This window comes from Bacillus sp. LM 4-2, from assembly GCF_000978495.1.
GTDB lineage: Bacteria > Bacillota > Bacilli > Bacillales > Bacillaceae > Bacillus > Bacillus subtilis.
This window is the reverse complement of the sequence record NZ_CP011101.1, coordinates 3,923,745-3,943,068: the sequence shown is the minus strand read 5'-3', so window position 1 is coordinate 3,943,068 and position 19,324 is coordinate 3,923,745. Positions and strand designations below refer to the sequence as shown.

At 45.8% G+C, this 19,324-nt stretch carries 18 protein-coding genes; 14 read left to right on the top strand and 4 right to left on the bottom strand.

Features of this window, described 5'->3' with window-relative positions; genetic code table 11:
• Positions 1 to 101: 101 nt before the first annotated feature.
• The 4 genes from bslm_RS19590 to iolR form a co-directional block, all read right to left on the bottom strand.
• Positions 102 to 410: a YxcD family protein gene (locus bslm_RS19590; RefSeq protein ID WP_003227046.1), complete on the bottom strand. Its 309-nt coding sequence runs from the start codon at positions 408 to 410 to the stop codon at positions 102 to 104.
• Between the two features lie 3 nt (positions 411 to 413).
• Complete coding sequence (locus tag bslm_RS19585) at positions 414 to 1,064, bottom strand: hypothetical protein (RefSeq protein WP_046381462.1); 651 nt, start codon at positions 1,062 to 1,064, stop codon at positions 414 to 416.
• A gap of 264 nt (positions 1,065 to 1,328) precedes the next feature.
• Positions 1,329 to 2,261, bottom strand: coding sequence for an aldo/keto reductase (locus bslm_RS19580; protein ID WP_003227049.1), 933 nt, complete (start codon positions 2,259 to 2,261; stop codon positions 1,329 to 1,331).
• Between the two features lie 53 nt (positions 2,262 to 2,314).
• The gene (gene iolR / locus bslm_RS19575) at positions 2,315 to 3,070 is read right to left on the bottom strand and encodes a myo-inositol utilization transcriptional regulator IolR (RefSeq protein ID WP_003227050.1); all 756 of its coding nucleotides are present in this window, start codon (positions 3,068 to 3,070) and stop codon (positions 2,315 to 2,317) included.
• Positions 3,071 to 3,486: 416 nt separating this feature from the next.
• Here iolR and iolA point away from each other — a divergent pair, with 416 nt between their 5' ends.
• The 14 genes from iolA to yxdM all read left to right on the top strand — a co-directional run bounded on the left by iolA (position 3,487) and on the right by yxdM (position 19,320).
• The gene (iolA, locus tag bslm_RS19570) at positions 3,487 to 4,950 is read left to right on the top strand and encodes a methylmalonate-semialdehyde dehydrogenase (protein WP_003243682.1); all 1,464 of its coding nucleotides are present in this window, start codon (positions 3,487 to 3,489) and stop codon (positions 4,948 to 4,950) included.
• 74 nt (positions 4,951 to 5,024) lie between these two features.
• Positions 5,025 to 5,840: a 5-deoxy-glucuronate isomerase gene (gene iolB, locus bslm_RS19565; RefSeq protein WP_014481418.1), complete on the top strand. Its 816-nt coding sequence runs from the start codon at positions 5,025 to 5,027 to the stop codon at positions 5,838 to 5,840.
• Positions 5,841 to 5,863: 23 nt separating this feature from the next.
• Positions 5,864 to 6,841, top strand: coding sequence for a 5-dehydro-2-deoxygluconokinase (gene iolC / locus bslm_RS19560; RefSeq protein WP_029318583.1), 978 nt, complete (start codon positions 5,864 to 5,866; stop codon positions 6,839 to 6,841).
• A 32-nt stretch (positions 6,842 to 6,873) separates the two neighbouring features.
• A complete protein-coding gene (gene iolD, locus bslm_RS19555; RefSeq protein ID WP_046381461.1) occupies positions 6,874 to 8,787 on the top strand; it encodes a 3D-(3,5/4)-trihydroxycyclohexane-1,2-dione acylhydrolase (decyclizing) in 1,914 nt (637 codons plus the stop codon).
• 16 nt (positions 8,788 to 8,803) lie between these two features.
• On the top strand, positions 8,804 to 9,697 hold the full coding sequence (gene iolE, locus bslm_RS19550) for a myo-inosose-2 dehydratase (protein ID WP_003227062.1): 894 nt from the start codon (positions 8,804 to 8,806) through the stop codon (positions 9,695 to 9,697).
• Positions 9,698 to 9,711: 14 nt separating this feature from the next.
• Positions 9,712 to 11,028, top strand: coding sequence for a myo-inositol transporter IolF (gene iolF, locus bslm_RS19545; RefSeq protein WP_029318585.1), 1,317 nt, complete (start codon positions 9,712 to 9,714; stop codon positions 11,026 to 11,028).
• A 22-nt stretch (positions 11,029 to 11,050) separates the two neighbouring features.
• Positions 11,051 to 12,085 carry a bifunctional inositol 2-dehydrogenase/D-chiro-inositol 1-dehydrogenase gene (gene iolG / locus bslm_RS19540; RefSeq protein WP_003244482.1) on the top strand — a complete coding sequence of 345 codons (1,035 nt, stop codon included), beginning with the start codon at positions 11,051 to 11,053 and terminating at the stop codon, positions 12,083 to 12,085.
• A 19-nt stretch (positions 12,086 to 12,104) separates the two neighbouring features.
• A complete protein-coding gene (locus tag bslm_RS19535; protein WP_015250852.1) occupies positions 12,105 to 12,974 on the top strand; it encodes a sugar phosphate isomerase/epimerase family protein in 870 nt (289 codons plus the stop codon).
• An 85-nt stretch (positions 12,975 to 13,059) separates the two neighbouring features.
• Entirely contained in the window at positions 13,060 to 13,896 is an 837-nt protein-coding gene (iolI, locus tag bslm_RS19530; RefSeq protein WP_046381460.1) for a 2-keto-myo-inositol isomerase, read from the top strand.
• 20 nt (positions 13,897 to 13,916) lie between these two features.
• Complete coding sequence (gene iolJ, locus bslm_RS19525) at positions 13,917 to 14,789, top strand: 6-phospho-5-dehydro-2-deoxy-D-gluconate aldolase (protein WP_015250854.1); 873 nt, start codon at positions 13,917 to 13,919, stop codon at positions 14,787 to 14,789.
• Between the two features lie 107 nt (positions 14,790 to 14,896).
• Entirely contained in the window at positions 14,897 to 15,586 is a 690-nt protein-coding gene (yxdJ, locus tag bslm_RS19520; RefSeq protein ID WP_046381459.1) for a two-component system response regulator YxdJ, read from the top strand.
• Complete coding sequence (gene yxdK / locus bslm_RS19515) at positions 15,583 to 16,560, top strand: two-component system sensor histidine kinase YxdK (protein ID WP_024572300.1); 978 nt, start codon at positions 15,583 to 15,585, stop codon at positions 16,558 to 16,560. The genes yxdJ and yxdK overlap by 4 nt, the downstream gene beginning before the upstream one ends.
• A 143-nt stretch (positions 16,561 to 16,703) precedes the next feature.
• Positions 16,704 to 17,477, top strand: coding sequence for an ABC transporter ATP-binding protein YxdL (gene yxdL / locus bslm_RS19510; protein WP_003243557.1), 774 nt, complete (start codon positions 16,704 to 16,706; stop codon positions 17,475 to 17,477).
• A complete protein-coding gene (gene yxdM / locus bslm_RS19505) occupies positions 17,452 to 19,320 on the top strand; it encodes an ABC transporter permease YxdM (RefSeq protein WP_046381458.1) in 1,869 nt (622 codons plus the stop codon). Before yxdL ends, yxdM begins: the two co-directional genes overlap by 26 nt.
• Positions 19,321 to 19,324 lie beyond the last annotated feature (4 nt).

The following is a 19,324-nucleotide window of genomic DNA, read 5'->3' as shown; positions in this document are numbered from 1 at the left end:
GATCCGCTGAGTTTAGGAAAAACGAAATAACTTTGAGATATGCTCAGAGAAACCATTAAAAAACCTTACCCGCGCGGAGTAAGGTTTTGATTAAGACATTTTTATTCTTCTGCTTCGTTGACGAAAACCAAGGCGGAGAAGCCTTTTTTCTTATCAAATTGCAATTCAACGACGGTAACGTCCGGATTGAAGTTGTGGTATTCCTCTAAGAACTGAATAATGCCTTCTGAAATGTCATCTGACATAAGCTGCTTGTGGTGCAGGCCAAATGTAGCTTCAGCGAAGAACCCTGTACGCTTGTTATAAGATAGCTCCTTTACTTCAACGTCTTCAGGGTAGATATCTTCTTCATTGGAAATATACACGCAAATTCCGTCTACAATTTCTTGCTCATTTAATATTAATCTCATTGCCTAAAATCTCCTTCTGTACGTCTTTGGTGCTTTAAATGCGCGAATCAGTGCGATGACAATGATTAAAATAATGATTAAAGCGATGATATCCACGATCCAGGCAATGGGTGAAGCGCCATACGAAACATAGCCGGGGCCTCCGACTGGATGATAGGTGTAACCCCACGGGTGCATCATGCTGATCATGAACATACCCATTGTAAATCCGCTATAATATCCAAACCATCCTGATGGCGCGAAACCTGCGTGATAGTAATGATTGACTGAAACATATCGTCCGCCAACATAGGCTTTAGACGTTTTTCCGCTGTATGTCTTTCCGGTTACTTTTGATGTAGCGCCGGAAAAGGTGCCTGACGATTTTTTAGAGCTTGATGAGCTTGCCTTTTCCGAAGGCTTCTTTTTAAGCGAAATCGATGATGATGAATCGTCAGGCGTCTTGGATTTTTTGCTAGAAGAGTTTGATCCTGAGCTGTAGCTTGATTTCGGGCTTGATTTATAGCTTCCGCTGTATGACGAGCTTGAACTTCGGCTGCTGTAACTAGATGATGAGCGGCCGCTGAAGCTCTTTGCATGAGAAATCGTTGATGGCAGCAGTAGACCTAAAGCAACGGTTACTGCAACTAAGGCTTTTACATATTTAAGTTTCATTCTGTTTCCTCCATAGACCATCGAAACGGTGGTCCGCTATTCTGACCAGCAAATAAAAGAAGCTGGGTCAGCTTTATTTCATATGAGCTGGATGATATGAACGTTTCATACTTTTGCTTTCTCAATCACTTTCTTTCTGAGATAAACTACCTTTATTTTATCGGATTTATGGCTCATTTTGTAAGGTTTTGCTTCAAAATCAGTTATTTAGGAATTTATGGCACAAAAAAACAGCCTTCTCCAATGGAGAAGGCTGTTTTCTTCTTATGCGAACAGCTTATCAATAAATGAAATATCCTCTTGAGAAAGCGTCACATCGGCTGTTTTGATATTATCAATCAGTTGATCGGCACGTTTTGCTCCCGGGATTAAAATATCAATTTCCGGTCTTGCTAAATACCAGGCCAATACGATGTGAGGGATATCCACGTTGTGTTTTTCGGCAATCGGCGCAAGCTTGTTGACCTTTCTGATATTTTCTTTGAAACGCTCACCCTTGAAGTGTTCCTGTTCGTTTCGCAGGTCGCCTTCTGGGAACGTTGTATCTTCTGTATACTTTCCTGCCAATAAACCTGATACGAGCGGGAAGTAAGGGATAAATGAAATATTATGCTCCTTCGTATACGGGAAGAATGTTTTTTCCGCTTCACGGTTTAACAGGTTGTATTCGCCTTGCAATACATCTACCAAACCGTCTTTGTTTGCTTCTTTCAATTGCTCTAAAGAGAAGTTGGATACACCGATGGAGCGGATTTTTCCGGCTTTCTTCATCTCATTCAGCGCGTTAACAGCTTCATCCTTAGGCGTATGTTCGTCAGGGAAGTGAATGTAGAACAAATCGATATAATCGGTATTCAAGCGCTTCAGGCTTTCATCAACTGATTTTTTAAGAAATTCTGGTGAATTATCAAAGACAAAGTCATTGCCTTGTTTTCTGTGAGCGGCTTTTGTAGCGATGACAACATCTTCACGGTTGAATTCACGCAGCACTTCACCAATTAATTCTTCGGAACGGCCGATCCCGTAAATATAAGCGGTGTCTAACATTGTCACGCCATTACGGATCGCCTCGCGCACCAATTCTTTTCCGGTTTCTTCATTTAGGTTCGGGTAGAGGTTATGTCCTCCGACAGCATTTGTTCCTAATCCAATAGGGAATACCTGCAAGTCTGATTTTCCGAGCTTCGCTTTTTTCATGATCTGCCTCCTAGAATAAAATGGATGATAGACTCTCAACACTATTGTAAACGTTAGGCTAGATGAATGCCGATTTGATGCTCATTGCAGTACTGCGTGTACTCGTCGTCTAATGGCTGAGAGGTTACAATGCAATGCAGCCTGTCAAACGGTGCATACGTCAGAAGCGTTGATTTTCCGAATTTAGAATGGTCAGCCAATAGATACACTTCTTTTGCTTTTTCCGAAATCCTCTTTTTAATTTCATACTCCAGCAGATCCGAGTTGGTCAATCCGTGTGTCAGCGTCGTTCCGGTAGCGGACATAAAGGCTTTGTTGATATTGTACTTATCAAGCATAGCCGGGTCGTCCATGCCGACAAAGGAGCGGGTTTTTCTCTTATAGTTGTTTCCGATAATGATTAAGTTGATATTCTTCAAAGCTGACGCCGCATTGATAATGTCTAAACTGTTGGTTAAGATGGTGACATTTTTGGCTGGATCAAGCGTATCAAGAATAGACTTTGTCGTCGTTCCTGAATCAATGAAGACCAAATCGTGATCTTCAATAAATCGGGAAGCATAATGGGCGATTTTTGTTTTTTCATCCTGGTGCTGAATGGTGCGATTTTCAAAAGGAACTAATGCGGTTTTTTCAATAGATGTTACGCCGCCGTATACTTTTTCAATCGCACCCTTTTCTGTTAGCTTGTTGATATCACGTCTTACTGTGTTTTTGGAGACATTGAACACCTGGCACAGCTCATCTAAGGAAACAGTGCCATGCGATAAAATGTACTCCTCCATTTCCTGAATCCGCATCAGTTTCATATAAAAAACTCCTTCTTGAATCTTTACGTAACATAAATATATAATAAAAACCAAAAGTTAATCAATAGTTGCTTAAAAAATGATAACATCGGTGTATATCTTTTGCAAGATTCTACGGCCTTCTCTTACCTCTCTTACTTGATTAAAAGATTAATATAATAAAAATAATGAAAAAATGTAGTGTTTATGATTGACTTATGGGTATTATGCGATTAAAATATAACCAAGAAATGACCAAAAAGTAACCTGTTGTGCATGAAATGGTTGCTTGTATGTAAATATGCATCCGCCATTTATTTTTTTGGTTTTTTTGAAAGCGTTTAATTCTTGGCTTACTGAAAAGTGGATATTGATATGAATCTATCCTGAACCATCCATACAAGTGTATGTGTTTACTAATGAAGGAGGCAATAAGAATGGCAGAAATCAGAAAATTAAAAAACTACATCAACGGTGAATGGGTTGAAAGCAAAACAGATCAATATGAAGATGTCGTCAATCCGGCGACGAAAGAAGTACTATGCCAAGTGCCGATTTCTACAAAAGAGGATATTGATTACGCAGCGCAAACGGCGGCTGAAGCATTTAAAACATGGTCAAAGGTGGCGGTTCCGCGCCGTGCCAGAATTCTATTTAACTTCCAGCAGCTGCTGTCTCAGCATAAAGAAGAACTGGCTCATCTGATTACCATTGAAAACGGAAAAAACACAAAAGAAGCTTTAGGTGAAGTGGGACGCGGGATTGAAAACGTAGAGTTCGCCGCTGGAGCACCTTCCCTGATGATGGGAGACTCGCTTGCCTCCATCGCAACGGACGTTGAAGCGGCGAACTACCGTTACCCAATCGGAGTTGTCGGCGGAATCGCGCCATTCAACTTCCCGATGATGGTTCCCTGCTGGATGTTCCCGATGGCGATCGCGCTCGGCAACACATTTATTTTAAAGCCATCTGAGCGGACTCCGCTGTTAACAGAGAAATTGGTTGAGCTTTTTGAAAAAGCGGGCCTTCCGAAAGGGGTATTCAACGTCGTATACGGTGCGCATGACGTTGTGAACGGCATTCTCGAGCATCCCGAAATTAAAGCGATTTCATTTGTAGGCTCCAAGCCAGTCGGCGAATACGTCTACAAAAAAGGAAGCGAAAACTTAAAACGCGTTCAATCTCTGACTGGTGCGAAAAACCATACGATTGTCTTGAACGATGCGAATCTTGAAGACACGGTCACAAACATCGTCGGAGCTGCCTTCGGTTCTGCCGGTGAACGCTGCATGGCTTGTGCAGTTGTGACGGTTGAAGAAGGAATCGCCGATGAATTTATGGCGAAGCTGCAGGAAAAAGTGGCGGACATAAAAATCGGTAACGGCCTTGATGACGGCGTGTTCTTAGGACCGGTGATTCGCGAAGACAACAAGAAGCGCACGCTCAGCTATATCGAAAAAGGTCTTGAAGAAGGTGCCAGACTCGTATGTGACGGACGTGAAAATGTGTCTGACGACGGCTACTTTGTCGGCCCGACGATCTTTGACAATGTCACAACAGAAATGACGATCTGGAAAGATGAAATTTTCGCTCCAGTCTTATCTGTCATCCGTGTGAAAAACCTGAAAGAAGCGATTGAAATCGCCAATAAGTCTGAGTTTGCGAACGGCGCCTGCTTGTTTACATCCAACTCAAACGCAATCCGCTACTTCCGTGAAAACATTGATGCGGGAATGCTAGGCATCAACCTTGGTGTGCCGGCTCCAATGGCGTTCTTCCCATTCTCAGGCTGGAAATCTTCATTCTTTGGAACGCTGCATGCGAACGGAAAAGACAGCGTCGACTTCTATACACGTAAAAAAGTGGTGACGGCAAGATATCCGGCACCTGATTTCAACTAAACGACGAACAGCCGAACGGCGTCCATGTGCGCTGTTCGGACTCATTCTGCCAATAGAAAGAGGAGGGCTTCTCTATGAGTTATTTGTTGCGTAAGCCGCAGTCGCATGAAGTGTCTAATGGGGTCAAACTCGTGCACGAAGTAACGACATCCAACTCTGATCTCACTTATGTAGAGTTTAAAGTGTTAGATCTTGCATCAGGTTCAAGCTATACAGAAGAATTGAAAAAACAAGAAATCTGTATTGTGGCGGTAACGGGGAAAATTACAGTGACAGATCATGAGTCGACTTTTGAGAATATCGGCACGCGCGAAAGCGTATTTGAACGAAAACCGACAGACAGCGTCTATATTTCAAATGACCGTGCATTTGAGATCACAGCGGTCAGCGACGCAAGAGTGGCGCTTTGCTATTCTCCATCGGAAAAGCAGCTTCCGACAAAGCTGATCAAAGCGGAAGACAACGGAATTGAGCATCGCGGGCAATTTTCAAACAAACGTACTGTTCATAACATTCTTCCGGATTCAGACCCTTCAGCTAACAGTCTATTAGTAGTTGAAGTCTATACAGACAGCGGCAACTGGTCCAGCTACCCGCCTCACAAACATGACCAAGACAACTTGCCGGAAGAATCTTTCTTAGAAGAAACGTACTACCATGAGTTAGACCCGGGACAGGGCTTTGTGTTTCAGCGCGTATACACAGATGACCGTTCTATTGACGAGACAATGACTGTGGAAAATGAAAACGTTGTCATCGTTCCTGCGGGATACCACCCGGTAGGCGTTCCGGACGGATACACATCCTACTATTTAAATGTCATGGCAGGGCCGACGCGAAAATGGAAGTTTTATAACGACCCGGCGCATGAATGGATTTTAGAACGCTAACAAGTGAGGAGTGGCTGTTTACGATGAAGTATACATTCAATGAAGAGAAGGCTTTTGATATTGTTGCCATCGGCCGGGCATGTATTGATCTGAACGCAGTCGAATACAACCGCCCAATGGAAGAAACGATGACATTTTCGAAATATGTCGGCGGTTCACCTGCGAATATCGCGATCGGCAGCGCGAAGCTTGGCTTAAAAGCGGGCTTCATCGGCAAAATTCCAGATGACCAGCATGGAAGATTCATAGAGTCCTATATGAGAAAGACCGGCGTTGATACAACACAGATGGTTGTTGATCAAGATGGACACAAAGCAGGCCTTGCATTTACAGAAATCCTCAGCCCAGAAGAATGCAGCATTTTAATGTATCGCGATGATGTGGCGGATCTTTATCTTGAGCCTTCAGAGGTAAGCGAGGACTATATCGCAAATGCGAAAATGCTGCTTGTTTCCGGGACAGCGCTCGCCAAAAGCCCGTCACGGGAAGCGGTATTAAAAGCTGTTCAATACGCGAAGAAGCATCAGGTCAAAGTGGTATTCGAACTGGATTACCGCCCGTATTCGTGGCAGTCATCAGATGAAACAGCCGTTTATTATTCTTTGGTTGCCGAGCAGTCTGATATCGTCATCGGCACACGCGATGAATTTGATGTGATGGAAAACCGCACAGGCGGAAGCAATGAAGAATCCGTCAATCATTTATTTGGCCATTCAGCCGACCTCGTTGTCATCAAACACGGCGTCGAAGGCTCTTACGCATACAGCAAATCCGGCGAGGTATTCCGCGCCCAAGCGTACAAGACAAAAGTGCTGAAAACCTTTGGGGCCGGTGACTCCTATGCGTCAGCCTTTATCTATGGCCTTGTCAGCGGAAAAGACATTGAAACGGCATTGAAATACGGCAGTGCTTCAGCCTCCATTGTGGTGAGCAAGCACAGTTCGTCAGAAGCGATGCCGACTGCGGAAGAAATCGAACAGCTTATTGAAGCACAGTCATAATTGAAAAAGATCGAGTAAAGGTGGGATCGTTTGTGGGTAAGAAAATTCGCTTAACAACTGCGCAGGCGCTGATTAAATTCTTAAACCAGCAGTACATCCATGTAGATGGAAAGGAAGAGCCTTTTGTCGAAGGGATTTTCACAATTTTCGGTCATGGAAACGTATTAGGGATCGGGCAAGCGCTTGAGCAGGATGCAGGCCATTTGAAAGTCTATCAAGGGAAAAATGAACAAGGAATGGCGCATGCGGCCATGGCGTACAGCAAGCAAATGCTGAGAAGAAAAATATATGCGGTGTCTACATCCGTCGGACCTGGAGCGGCTAACTTGGTGGCGGCAGCCGGCACTGCGTTGGCAAACAATATCCCAGTTCTCTTGATTCCGGCAGACACATTTGCGACAAGACAGCCAGACCCTGTACTGCAGCAAATGGAGCAAGAATACAGCGCGGCGATTACGACAAACGATGCATTGAAACCTGTATCGAGATACTGGGACCGCATTACGCGCCCTGAGCAGCTGATGAGCAGTTTGCTGCGCGCGTTTGAAGTCATGACTGATCCGGCAAAAGCAGGTCCGGCAACGATTTGTATTTCTCAGGATGTTGAAGGGGAAGCATACGATTTTGATGAAAGTTTCTTCGTCAAACGGGTTCACTATATTGATCGCATGCAGCCGAGCGAGCGCGAGCTTCAAGGTGCGGCGGAGCTGATTAAATCCAGCAAAAAACCTGTGATTCTCGTCGGCGGAGGCGCAAAATATTCCGGTGCGCGCGATGAATTGGTTGCCATTTCTGAAGCCTATAACATTCCGTTAGTTGAAACACAGGCAGGAAAGTCTACTGTTGAGGCAGATTTTGCGAACAACCTTGGCGGAATGGGCATCACAGGTACACTTGCGGCAAACAAAGCGGCCCGCCAAGCTGATTTGATTATCGGCATCGGCACAAGGTATACAGATTTTGCGACATCCTCTAAGACCGCTTTTGATTTTGATAAAGTGAAGTTTTTGAACATTAACGTCAGCCGAATGCAGGCGTATAAACTTGATGCATTCCAAGTGGTAGCGGATGCGAAAGTGACGCTTGGCAAACTGCATGGCTTGCTTGAAGGCTATGAGAGCGAGTTCGGCACAACGTTCCGGGAGCTGAAGGACGAATGGCTAGCTGAACGCGAACGTCTCAGCAAAGTGACGTTTAAGCGGGAAGCATTTGATCCGGAAATCAAAAATCATTTTTCTCAAGAGGTCCTGAATGAATATGCTGACGCGTTGAATACTGAGCTTCCGCAAACAACGGCATTGCTGACAATCAACGAGACGATTCCTGAAGACAGTGTCATCATCTGTTCAGCAGGCTCACTCCCAGGAGATTTGCAGCGTCTGTGGCATTCTAATGTTCCGAATACGTATCACCTGGAGTATGGGTATTCTTGCATGGGCTATGAAGTGTCCGGGACACTCGGTCTTAAACTGGCCCACCCTGACAGAGAAGTGTATTCAATCGTCGGAGACGGCAGCTTCCTGATGCTTCATTCTGAATTGATCACGGCGATTCAATACAACAAGAAAATCAATGTGCTGCTCTTTGACAACTCAGGATTCGGATGCATCAACAACCTGCAAATGGATCACGGCAGCGGCAGCTACTATTGCGAGTTCCGCACAGATGACAACCAAATCCTGAATGTCGATTACGCGAAAGTCGCTGAGGGATACGGCGCGAAAACCTACCGTGCAAACACAGTAGAAGAATTAAAAGCGGCGTTAGAGGATGCGAAGAAACAGGATGTATCAACATTAATTGAAATGAAGGTGCTGCCTAAAACAATGACGGACGGCTATGACAGCTGGTGGCATGTCGGGGTGGCAGAGGTATCTGAACAAGAAAGCGTTCAGAAAGCATACGAAGCAAAAGAGAAAAAGCTGGAATCTGCGAAGCAGTATTAGAGGGGAGGCACCATAGATGGGCAAAAATGAAATCCTGTGGGGAATCGCTCCCATTGGGTGGCGGAATGATGACATGCCTGAAATTGGAGCGGGAAATACACTTCAGCATTTGTTAAGTGATATCGTTGTCGCACGTTTTCAAGGCACGGAGGTCGGGGGCTTTTTCCCCGAACCTGCCATCCTGAACAAAGAGCTGAAGCTTCGGAACTTACGCATTGCAGGAAAATGGTTCAGCAGTTTTATTTTGCGTGACGGACTTGGTGAAGCGGCAAAGACATTTACCCTGCATTGTGAGTATTTGCAGCAAGTAAACGCGGATGTCGCAGTTGTCTCTGAACAAACGTACAGCGTGCAAAGCTTGGAGAAAAACGTGTTCACAGAGAAGCCGCACTTTACGGATGATGAATGGGAGCGGCTTTGCGAAGGGCTGAATCACCTTGGCGAAATTGCCGCTCAGCATGGCTTGAAGCTTGTCTATCATCATCATCTCGGCACTGGTGTCCAAACAGCGGAAGAAGTGGACCGCCTGATGGCAGGAACAGACCCTGCGCATGTACACCTCCTCTATGATACAGGCCATGCGTATATTTCTGACGGCGATTACATGGGGATGCTTGAGAAGCATATCGGCCGCATTAAGCATGTGCACTTTAAGGATGCCCGCCTGAATGTCATGGAACAATGCAGGCTCGAAGGACAATCGTTCCGGCAATCATTTTTAAAAGGCATGTTTACGGTTCCCGGTGACGGCTGCATTGACTTTAGAGAAGTATATCAGCTGCTGTTGAAGCACAGTTATTCCGGATGGATTGTCATTGAAGCTGAACAAGACCCCGATGTTGCAAACCCGCTGGAGTATGCATTGATTGCGAGAAACTATATTGATCAGCAGTTGTTGGATCTGGCTTAATGGGGAATGAACATATGGGCAATACCAATGGAGATTCAGCCTTCAATAAACGGACAATCGCGGCAGCATTGGCCAACTATATTGATGCCGGTTCAATTGTGGCAGGCTCCGCCGGTTTATCATTATGGGTCAGTTACCTTAAGCTATCCGATACGCAAATCGGGCTGCTTGGCGCACTGAGCGCAAATGCGATTTCTGCCGCTGTCGGCGCGCTGCTTGGCGGATTTCTGGCTGATAAAGTCGGACGGAAGGCTGTTTATACCAATAGTATGCTGGTTTATGCACTAGGGATTTGTTTGGTTTTGTTCGGGGTTAATTTCCCCATGTTGTTAAGCGGTTACATCATTATCGGTTTATCAGTAGGGGCTGACATAACCGCGTCATGGACCATTATTGCGGAAAATGCGCCAAAGAAGAATCGGGCCAGGCATTGCGGCGTAGCACAAGTCGCTTGGGCCGCGGGCGCTGTCGTTGTACTGCTCCTCTCCGTACTGGCCGGTGACTTGGGACTCTTGGGGAATAAAATCGTATTTGCCCATCTGCTTGTGATTGCGCTGATTACGTACATCCTGAGAATCAGGCTTCCGGAATCAGACGCCTGGCAGACAAAAAATCAGCCGGAGGAAGCTCAGGCAGAGAAGCCGGCTGTACTGAATAAGACATCGTATTTTGATTTGCTCAAGCCTATGTATCTAAAAAGCATATTGTTTTTGATGGGTGTGTACTTGGTTTGGAACTTAGCCGCTGGGGTCATGGGCTTCTTTATGCCATACATTTATCAGCAGGTCGGCGGTGTATCTGCCAACATGGCCAACCTTTTGCAAATGGGGCTGTTTATCTTCACAGGATTGGGGGTCGCCTTGATCTTCATGCCCTTTGCCGACAAATATAGAAAAACCGTATTTGGAATCGCCGCTTTCATGGCGGTGATCGGGTGGACACTGTTTCTGCTGCCAGTTGAAGGCCTGCCGATTCTGCTCCTGTTTATTGTCGTGATCGGCATCAATAACGGAGCCGGGCAGCAAGCGAACTATCAGTTATGGGCCAGCGAAATCTTTCCTACGCAATATCGTGCTTCCGCACAAGGACTGATGTTTTTCCTTGTCCGTATTTCAATAGGGATTTGGAGTCTGTTTGTCCCAATGATTATCACCAATTTCGGCATTGGAACGATGGCTGCAATTCTTCTCGGATGTGTGACGGCCAGTATGATCATCGGGCTGCTCTTTGCGCCGAATACGTCTGGCAAGTCGCTTGAACAAATTCAAGAGGAACTCTACGGATCTCCTCAGAGCCAAGTAAAGCAAGGAACAGAAAGCAAAATCATGTAACCAACAGAAGGAGTGGCTGTCAATGAGTTTACGTATTGGCGTAATTGGAACTGGAGCAATCGGAAAAGAACATATTAACCGCATCACGAACAAGCTGTCCGGAGCGGAAATTGTAGCTGTAACGGATGTTAATCAAGAAGCTGCACAAAAGGTCGTTGAGCAATACCAATTAAACGCGACGGTTTATCCGAATGATGACAGCTTGCTTGCAGACGAAAATGTAGACGCTGTCTTAGTGACAAGCTGGGGGCCTGCGCATGAGTCAAGCGTGCTGAAAGCAATTAAAGCCCAGAAATATGTGTTCTGTGAAAAACCGCTCGCGACAACGGCTGAAGGATGCATGCGAATCGTCGAAGAAGAAATCAAAGTGGGCAAACGCCTTGTTCAAGTCGGCTTCATGCGCCGTTATGATAGCGGTTACGTACAGCTGAAGGAAGCACTCGATAACCATGTGATTGGCGAACCGCTTATGATTCACTGCGCGCACCGCAACCCGACTGTAGGAGATAACTACACAACCGATATGGCCGTAGTCGACACGCTCGTTCATGAAATTGATGTACTGCACTGGCTCGTCAACGATGACTACGAGTCCGTTCAAGTCATCTACCCGAAAAAATCGAAAAACGCGCTGCCGCATTTAAAAGATCCGCAAATCGTCGTGATTGAAACAAAAGGCGGTATCGTCATCAATGCTGAAATCTATGTGAACTGTAAATATGGCTATGACATTCAATGTGAAATCGTCGGAGAAGACGGCATCATCAAGCTTCCAGAACCATCAAGCATCAGCTTGAGAAAAGAAGGCAGATTCAGCACAGATATTCTGATGGATTGGCAGAGACGCTTTGTTGCTGCGTACGATGTGGAAATCCAAGACTTTATTGATTCGATTCAAAAGAAAGGCGAGGTCAGCGGACCGACGGCATGGGACGGCTATATTGCTGCTGTCACGACTGACGCGTGTGTAAAAGCCCAGGAATCTGGACAAAAAGAAAAGGTGGAATTGAAGGAAAAACCGGAATTCTATCAATCTTTTACAACAGTTCAAAACTAAAAAACAGAGGAGTGAAAATATGAAGTTAGCATTGGATCCATCCATGTATCGTGATGATTTAACTTTAGAGGAAACGGTCTATAAAACGGCGGAGCTTGGCTATGAATATATCGAATTGTCTCCGCGTGAGGATTTTTGCCCGTTTTATAAATATCCGAAAGTCGATTCAGCAAAGATCAAACAATTAAAGCGCCTTTTAAGAGATACAGGTGTTAAGCTTTCATCGCTTCTTCCTCTTTACCACTGGGCGGGTCCTGATGAAGACCGCCGGCAGGCAGCGGTGCGCAATTGGAAACGGGCAATCGAAATTGCGGTTGAACTTGAAGTGGATTTGATGAACAGCGAATTCAGCGGTTCAAAATATGATCCTTTAACAAGTGAAGAAAAATTTATCAAATCCATGGATGAGCTTCTGCCAGTCTTTGAAAAAGAAGGTATTAAACTTAATCTTCAAGCCCACCCATACGATTTTATCGAAACGCACAAAGGTGCGATGGATATGATCCGCGCGCTTGACAAGGATTGGATCAATCTTGTCTACTCGACTGCGCATACGTTCTTCTATGATGACGGCAAAGGCGACATCGAGACCATGTTTGACGAAGCCGGCGACCGCCTCACACATGTTTTATTTGCAGATACCTATAATCATAAAGCGGCTCATGGTCTTCGCTATATCGTCAATCCGCCTGACGCGAAAGTAACGGTTCACCAGCATTTGGACATTGGCCAAGGCGAGGTTGATTTTGATACGATTTTCAGAAAACTGAGAGAGATGAAGTTCGACGGAATTGCGACGAATGCCGTATTTGCTTGGGTCGATGAAAGAGCGGATGAATCAAGCCGATTTATGCTTAAGAAAATGAAAGAAGAATTAGGTCTGGCATAAGCTGAGCATGGAGTTCGGCGGGATATGGCGACAGCCTTCCTGCCGAACTCCCTTCATATCTAAAACGCAGATGGGGGAGTCTGGCATGAAACTTTGTTTTAATGAAGCGACAACATTGGAAAACTCAAACCTTAAACAGGATTTAGAACTATGCGAAAAGCACGGCTATGATTATATTGAAATCCGTACAATGGATAAGCTGCCGGAGTACTTAAAAGACCATTCATTGGATGACCTTGCGGAATATTTTCAAACCCATCACATCAAACCGCTTGCCTTAAATGCGCTCGTTTTCTTCAACAACCGTGATGAAAAGGGCCACAACGAGATCATCACTGAATTTAAAGGCATGATGGAAACATGCAAAACCCTCGGTGTGAAATATGTGGTGGCCGTTCCGCTTGTGACAGAGCAGAAGATTGTAAAAGAAGAGATCAAAAAGAGCAGTGTAGACGTGCTGACTGAGCTGTCAGATATCGCGGAGCCGTACGGCGTAAAAATCGCGCTTGAGTTTGTCGGCCATCCGCAATGTACGGTCAATACGTTTGAACAGGCGTATGAGATTGTAAACACAGTTAACCGTTACAATGTCGGGCTTGTCCTTGACAGTTTTCACTTCCATGCAATGGGTTCAAATATTGAGAGCTTAAAGCAGGCGGACGGAAAGAAAATCTTCATCTATCATATTGATGATACAGAAGATTTCCCAATCGGCTTTTTAACAGATGAGGATCGTGTATGGCCGGGACAAGGGGCAATTGACTTAGATGCCCACTTATCAGCACTGAAGGAAATTGGCTTCTCTGATGTTGTATCGGTTGAGCTCTTCCGGCCTGAATACTATAAGCTGACTGCTGAGGAAGCCATTCAAACAGCGAAAAAAACAACAGTGGACGTCGTATCAAAATACTTCAACATGTAATGGATAAAGGAGGGGTGGACATGGCTTTTGTATCGATGAAAGAGCTTCTTGAAGATGCAAAGCGGGAGCAATATGCAATTGGCCAGTTTAATATCAACGGCCTGCAATGGACGAAGGCGATTTTGCAGGCGGCGCAAAAGGAGCAATCACCGGTCATCGCCGCGGCTTCCGATCGCCTGGTCGACTATTTAGGCGGATTTAAAACGATTGCTGCCATGGTAGGCGCGTTAATGGAGGACATGGCGATTACCGTTCCGGTCGTGCTTCATCTCGATCACGGCAGCAGTGCGGAACGCTGCAGACAGGCCATTGATGCCGGATTCAGCTCAGTGATGATTGACGGCTCCCATCAGCCGATTGACGAGAATATCGCGATGACAAAAGAAGTCACCGATTATGCCGCAAAACACGGCGTGTCAGTAGAAGCCGAAGTCGGCACGGTCGGCGGAATGGAAGACGGACTGGTCGGCGGGGTCCGCTATGCGGATATCACGGAATGTGAGCGGATCGTTAAAGAAACCAATATCGACGCGCTGGCCGCCGCACTCGGCTCTGTACACGGCAAATATCAGGGTGAGCCGAATCTCGGATTTAAGGAAATGGAGGCTATCTCCCGCATGACTGATATTCCCCTCGTTCTTCACGGGGCATCCGGGATTCCGCAGGATCAGATCAAAAAAGCCATCACGCTCGGCCACGCGAAGATCAATATCAATACGGAATGTATGGTAGCGTGGACAGACGAAACACGCCGCATGTTTCAGGAAAACAGCGATCTGTACGAACCGCGCGGCTATTTGACACCCGGCATTGAAGCCGTGGAAGAGACAGTGCGAAGCAAAATGAGAGAGTTCGGATCAGCCGGTAAAGCAGCTAAGCAGCAGGTCGGCTAAAGAGACCAGAAACCGCCGAGATGGCGGTTTTTTTGTGCGGTGTTGCGTCCATACGCCCAAAACGATTATGATGGTGGCAGCAGTGTAAGAAACGGGAGTGGTTCAGGTTGAATAAAATTATGATTGTGGAAGACAGTGAAGACATTCGCGGACTATTGCAGAATTACCTTGAAAAATACGGATATCAAACAGTGGTCGCCGCGGATTTTAAAGCTGTTCTTGATGTCTTTTTGCGGGAAAAGCCCGATGTGGTGCTGCTTGATATCAATTTGCCGGCATATGACGGATATTATTGGTGCCGGCAGATCCGCCAGCACTCCACAAGCCCGATCATCTTTATTTCTGCCAGAAGCGGGGAAATGGATCAGGTGATGGCGATTGAAAACGGGGGAGACGATTATATCGAAAAACCGTTTTCTTATGATATTGTGCTGGCGAAAATCAAAAGCCAGATCCGGAGGGCGTACGGGGAGTACGCCGCAAAGCAGGGAGAGAAAGTGGTTGAATATGCCGGCGTCCAGCTCTTTGTGGAACGGTTTGAACTGCGTTTTCAGGATGAAAAAAGCGAGCTTTCTAAAAAAGAAAGCAAGCTTTTGGAAGTGCTGCTTGAGCGGGGAGAAAAGGTGACGAGTCGGGACCGTCTCATGGAAAAGACGTGGGACACCGACATATTCATCGATGATAATACACTTAACGTGTATATCACGCGGCTCAGAAAAAAACTGCGGGAGCTGAATGCGCCTGTTTCTATTGAAGCGGTGCGGGGCGAAGGCTACCAGCTGAGGGCGCAGTCATGAAGCTGTTTCTCCGGTCTCATGCAGTGCTGATTCTGCTTTTTCTCCTTCAAGGGCTGTTTGTCTTCTTTTATTACTGGTTTGCGGGTCTGCATTCTTTTTCTCACTTGTTTTACATATTGGGCGTGCAGCTTCTTATTTTGGCGGGCTATCTTGCCTATCGCTGGTACAAAGACCGCGGCGTGTATCATTGGCTCAGCTCGGGGCAGGAAGGGACGGATATCCCGTATCTCGGTTCTTCAGTGTTCTGTTCAGAGTTGTATGAAAAGCAGATGGAGCTGGTCCGGCTGCAGCACCAGAAGCTCCATGAGACCGAAGCCAAGCTTGACGCGCGGGTGACGTATATGAATCAATGGGTGCACCAAGTGAAGACGCCGCTGTCGGTCATTAATTTAATCATTCAAGAAGAGGATGAGCCCGTTTTTGAACAAATCAAAAAAGAAGTCCGGCAGATTGAATTCGGGCTGGAGACGCTTCTTTATTCTTCTAGGCTCGACCTGTTTGAACGGGATTTTAAAATTGAAGCGGTTTCCCTGTCCGAGCTTCTCCAATCAGTCATTCAAAGCTATAAACGATTTTTTATTCAATATCGCGTTTATCCGAAAATGAACGTTTGCGATGATCATCAGATTTACACCGATGCCAAATGGCTCAAATTTGCGATTGGCCAAGTGGTCACAAATGCGGTCAAGTATTCAGCGGGCAAGAGTGACAGACTTGAGCTGAATGTCTTCCGCGATGAAGACAGGACGGTGCTTGAAGTCAAAGATTACGGTGTCGGGATTCCCTCACAAGACATCAAGCGGGTGTTTGACCCTTATTACACGGGTGAAAACGGGCGGCGTTTCCAAGAATCTACGGGAATCGGCCTCCATCTCGTCAAAGAAATTACAGATAAGCTCAATCATACGGTGGACATCAGCTCGTCTCCCGGTGAAGGGACATCAGTTCGATTTTCATTTCTTACAAAAATGTAAGGCTGCGTTAAGAAAACAACATAGCCCGCTTTGTTTCCCCTTGATAACATGGATTTATGTCAAGGGGATTTTTATGTTGAACGTCCCGGCACTACATGAAAGCAGCCCAGATCAACAAGAATAAAACCATAAGGAGGATTTTCATGGCGAATATGCTTGAAGTCAAACATATAAATAAAACCTATAAAGGACAAGTGTCCTATCAGGCCTTAAAGCAAATTTCATTTTCAATAGAAGAAGGCGAGTTCACGGCGGTGATGGGGCCGTCCGGGTCCGGAAAAACAACGCTTTTGAATATCATTTCAACGATTGACCGTCCAGATTCAGGCGATATCCTGATTAACGGAGAAAACCCGCATCGCCTGAAGCGGACAAAGCTCGCTCATTTCCGCCGCAAGCAGCTCGGATTTGTGTTTCAGGATTTCAACCTTCTGGACACGCTGACGATCGGTGAAAATATCATGCTGCCGTTAACGCTTGAAAAAGAAGCGCCGTCTGTCATGGAAGAAAAACTGCACGGCATCGCGGCAAAGCTCGGTATCGAAAACCTGCTTAACAAGCGGACGTTTGAAGTATCCGGAGGCCAGCGCCAGCGGGCCGCCATCGCAAGAGCGGTCATTCATAAGCCGTCACTCATTCTGGCCGATGAACCAACTGGAAACCTTGATTCCAAAGCGACAAAAGACGTCATGGAAACGTTGCAGAGCCTGAATCGGGATGATCATGTCACGGCTTTGATGGTGACCCACGATCCGGTTTCGGCAAGCTACTGCCGCCGCGTCATCTTTATAAAAGACGGCGAATTGTTTAATGAGATTTACCGCGGGGAAAACCGCCAAGTCTTTTATGAACAAATTCTTGATGTGCTGTCTATGCTGGGGGGAAACGCAAATGACCTTTCTTCAGTTCGCTTATAAAAACGTCACGAGAAACAAAAGGGCCTATCTTGCATTCTTTTTAAGCAGCGCCTTTTCCGTTTTGATTTTCTTTACCTTTGCGATGTTCCTGTTTCATCCGGCATTAAAGGAAGGCTACCTGAATAACATCGCCAAAAAAGGCTTAACCGCCGCGGAATGGATGATCTTTGTTTTTTCTTTCTTATTTGTTCTGTATTCGGTTAATGCATTTTTGAAATCGAGAAATAAAGAATTCGGCATTCTGCTCATGCAGGGCATCACGCCGGGGCAGCTGAGAAAGCTCATTACAGCGGAAAATATGATCATCGGCGTCATGTCAATTGCAGCCGGCATTATCGGAGGATTCATTTTTTCAAAGACGTTCTTTACGGTCGGCGCTTATATTTTAGAAATGGACGCGCTGCCTTTGTATATGCCTTGGAAAGCGCTCGGTATTACGGCCTGCGGATTTCTGCTCTTATTTTTCTTTTTATCGCAGTTTACGATCCTTTTTGTCAGATCAAATACGGTAATCAAATTAATAAAGGGCACTGACAAGATTAAGCCGGAGCCTAAGCCGTCCGTGCTTCTGTCCTTATTCGGCATCGCCTGTCTGTGCGGCGGGTACGGTATGGTCCTTAAAGGCAATGTCCACGGGGCCGAACCGTTTATCATTTTACTGCTCACCGTCATCGGAACATATTTCTTTTTCAGCCAAAGCAGCATATGGATTCTGCGCGCGCTGAAGAAGTGGAAAACCTTTTATCTGCGCGGGAAAAATGTCATTTGGGTTTCTGACCTTGTCTATCGTCTAAAAGACAACGCCCGCCTGTTCTTTATTGTCAGCATTATTTCCGCGGTTGCGTTTACTGCGACAGGCGTGCTCGCAATGTACAAATCGACCGTCGGAGCGGAAGAGTCCGCTTATGAAATGGAGTATTTATCTTACAGCAACAATCCAAAAGAACAGACTCATTTGAAAGATATTGACCATGAACTGAAAACACACGGCTTTACGTATACGAAAGACAAAATAGATGTTTCCTATGTTCGCTATCAGGAAGGAGAAACTGTTCCCCCTGTTTACATGATCAGCAAATCGGATGCGGCAAAATACTTCCATGTCAAAGTGAACGGTCTGAAAGAAGACGAGGCTGTCTATTTCCCGGGAACGTATGACCGCAATTTCAAAAACAAAGCGCCGGATCAGCTGAAGCTGCTGAACCAAAAAGGGGAGATGTCTGATCAAAAACTGTCGGTAAAAGAAGTCAAAAAACCGCTGATCTCATTGAATGCCATCATCGCGGTGAATGATCAAACCTTTGATCAGCTGAAATCACTCGGTGATCAAGCGTCATTATACGGCTACAGCTATGATCATTGGAAAGACAGTCTTGAGATCAGCCAATCTTTGCAAAATGAGATTTACGGCAATTATATCGACGTGCATTCTGATTTTGCTTCAAAAGCCGGGACTTACTATGATACGGTGCAGCTGCCGAGCCTGAGTTTATTTATCGGCCTGTTTATCGCAATTGTATTCTTTGTCGCGGCAGCAAGTTTCTTATATTTCAGGCTGTTCACTGATTTAGATGAAGACCGGGAGCGCTACCGTTCACTGGCCAAAATCGGCCTGAGTGAGCGTGAAATGGCACAAAGCGTGACAATACAATTGGCCATTCTTTTCTTCTTTCCTTTCGTCATTGCCGTCATGCATACGCTGTTTGCTTTGAGAACATTGGCGGTGGAAGGCTATTCTGATGTCGCGGGGCCGCTCAGTCTCACCATCGGAGGGTTTTTCATTTTTCAGCTTCTATTCTTCCTCGCGGTGCGGTCAAGCTATTTGAAAAAAATGAACAAGTAAGGGG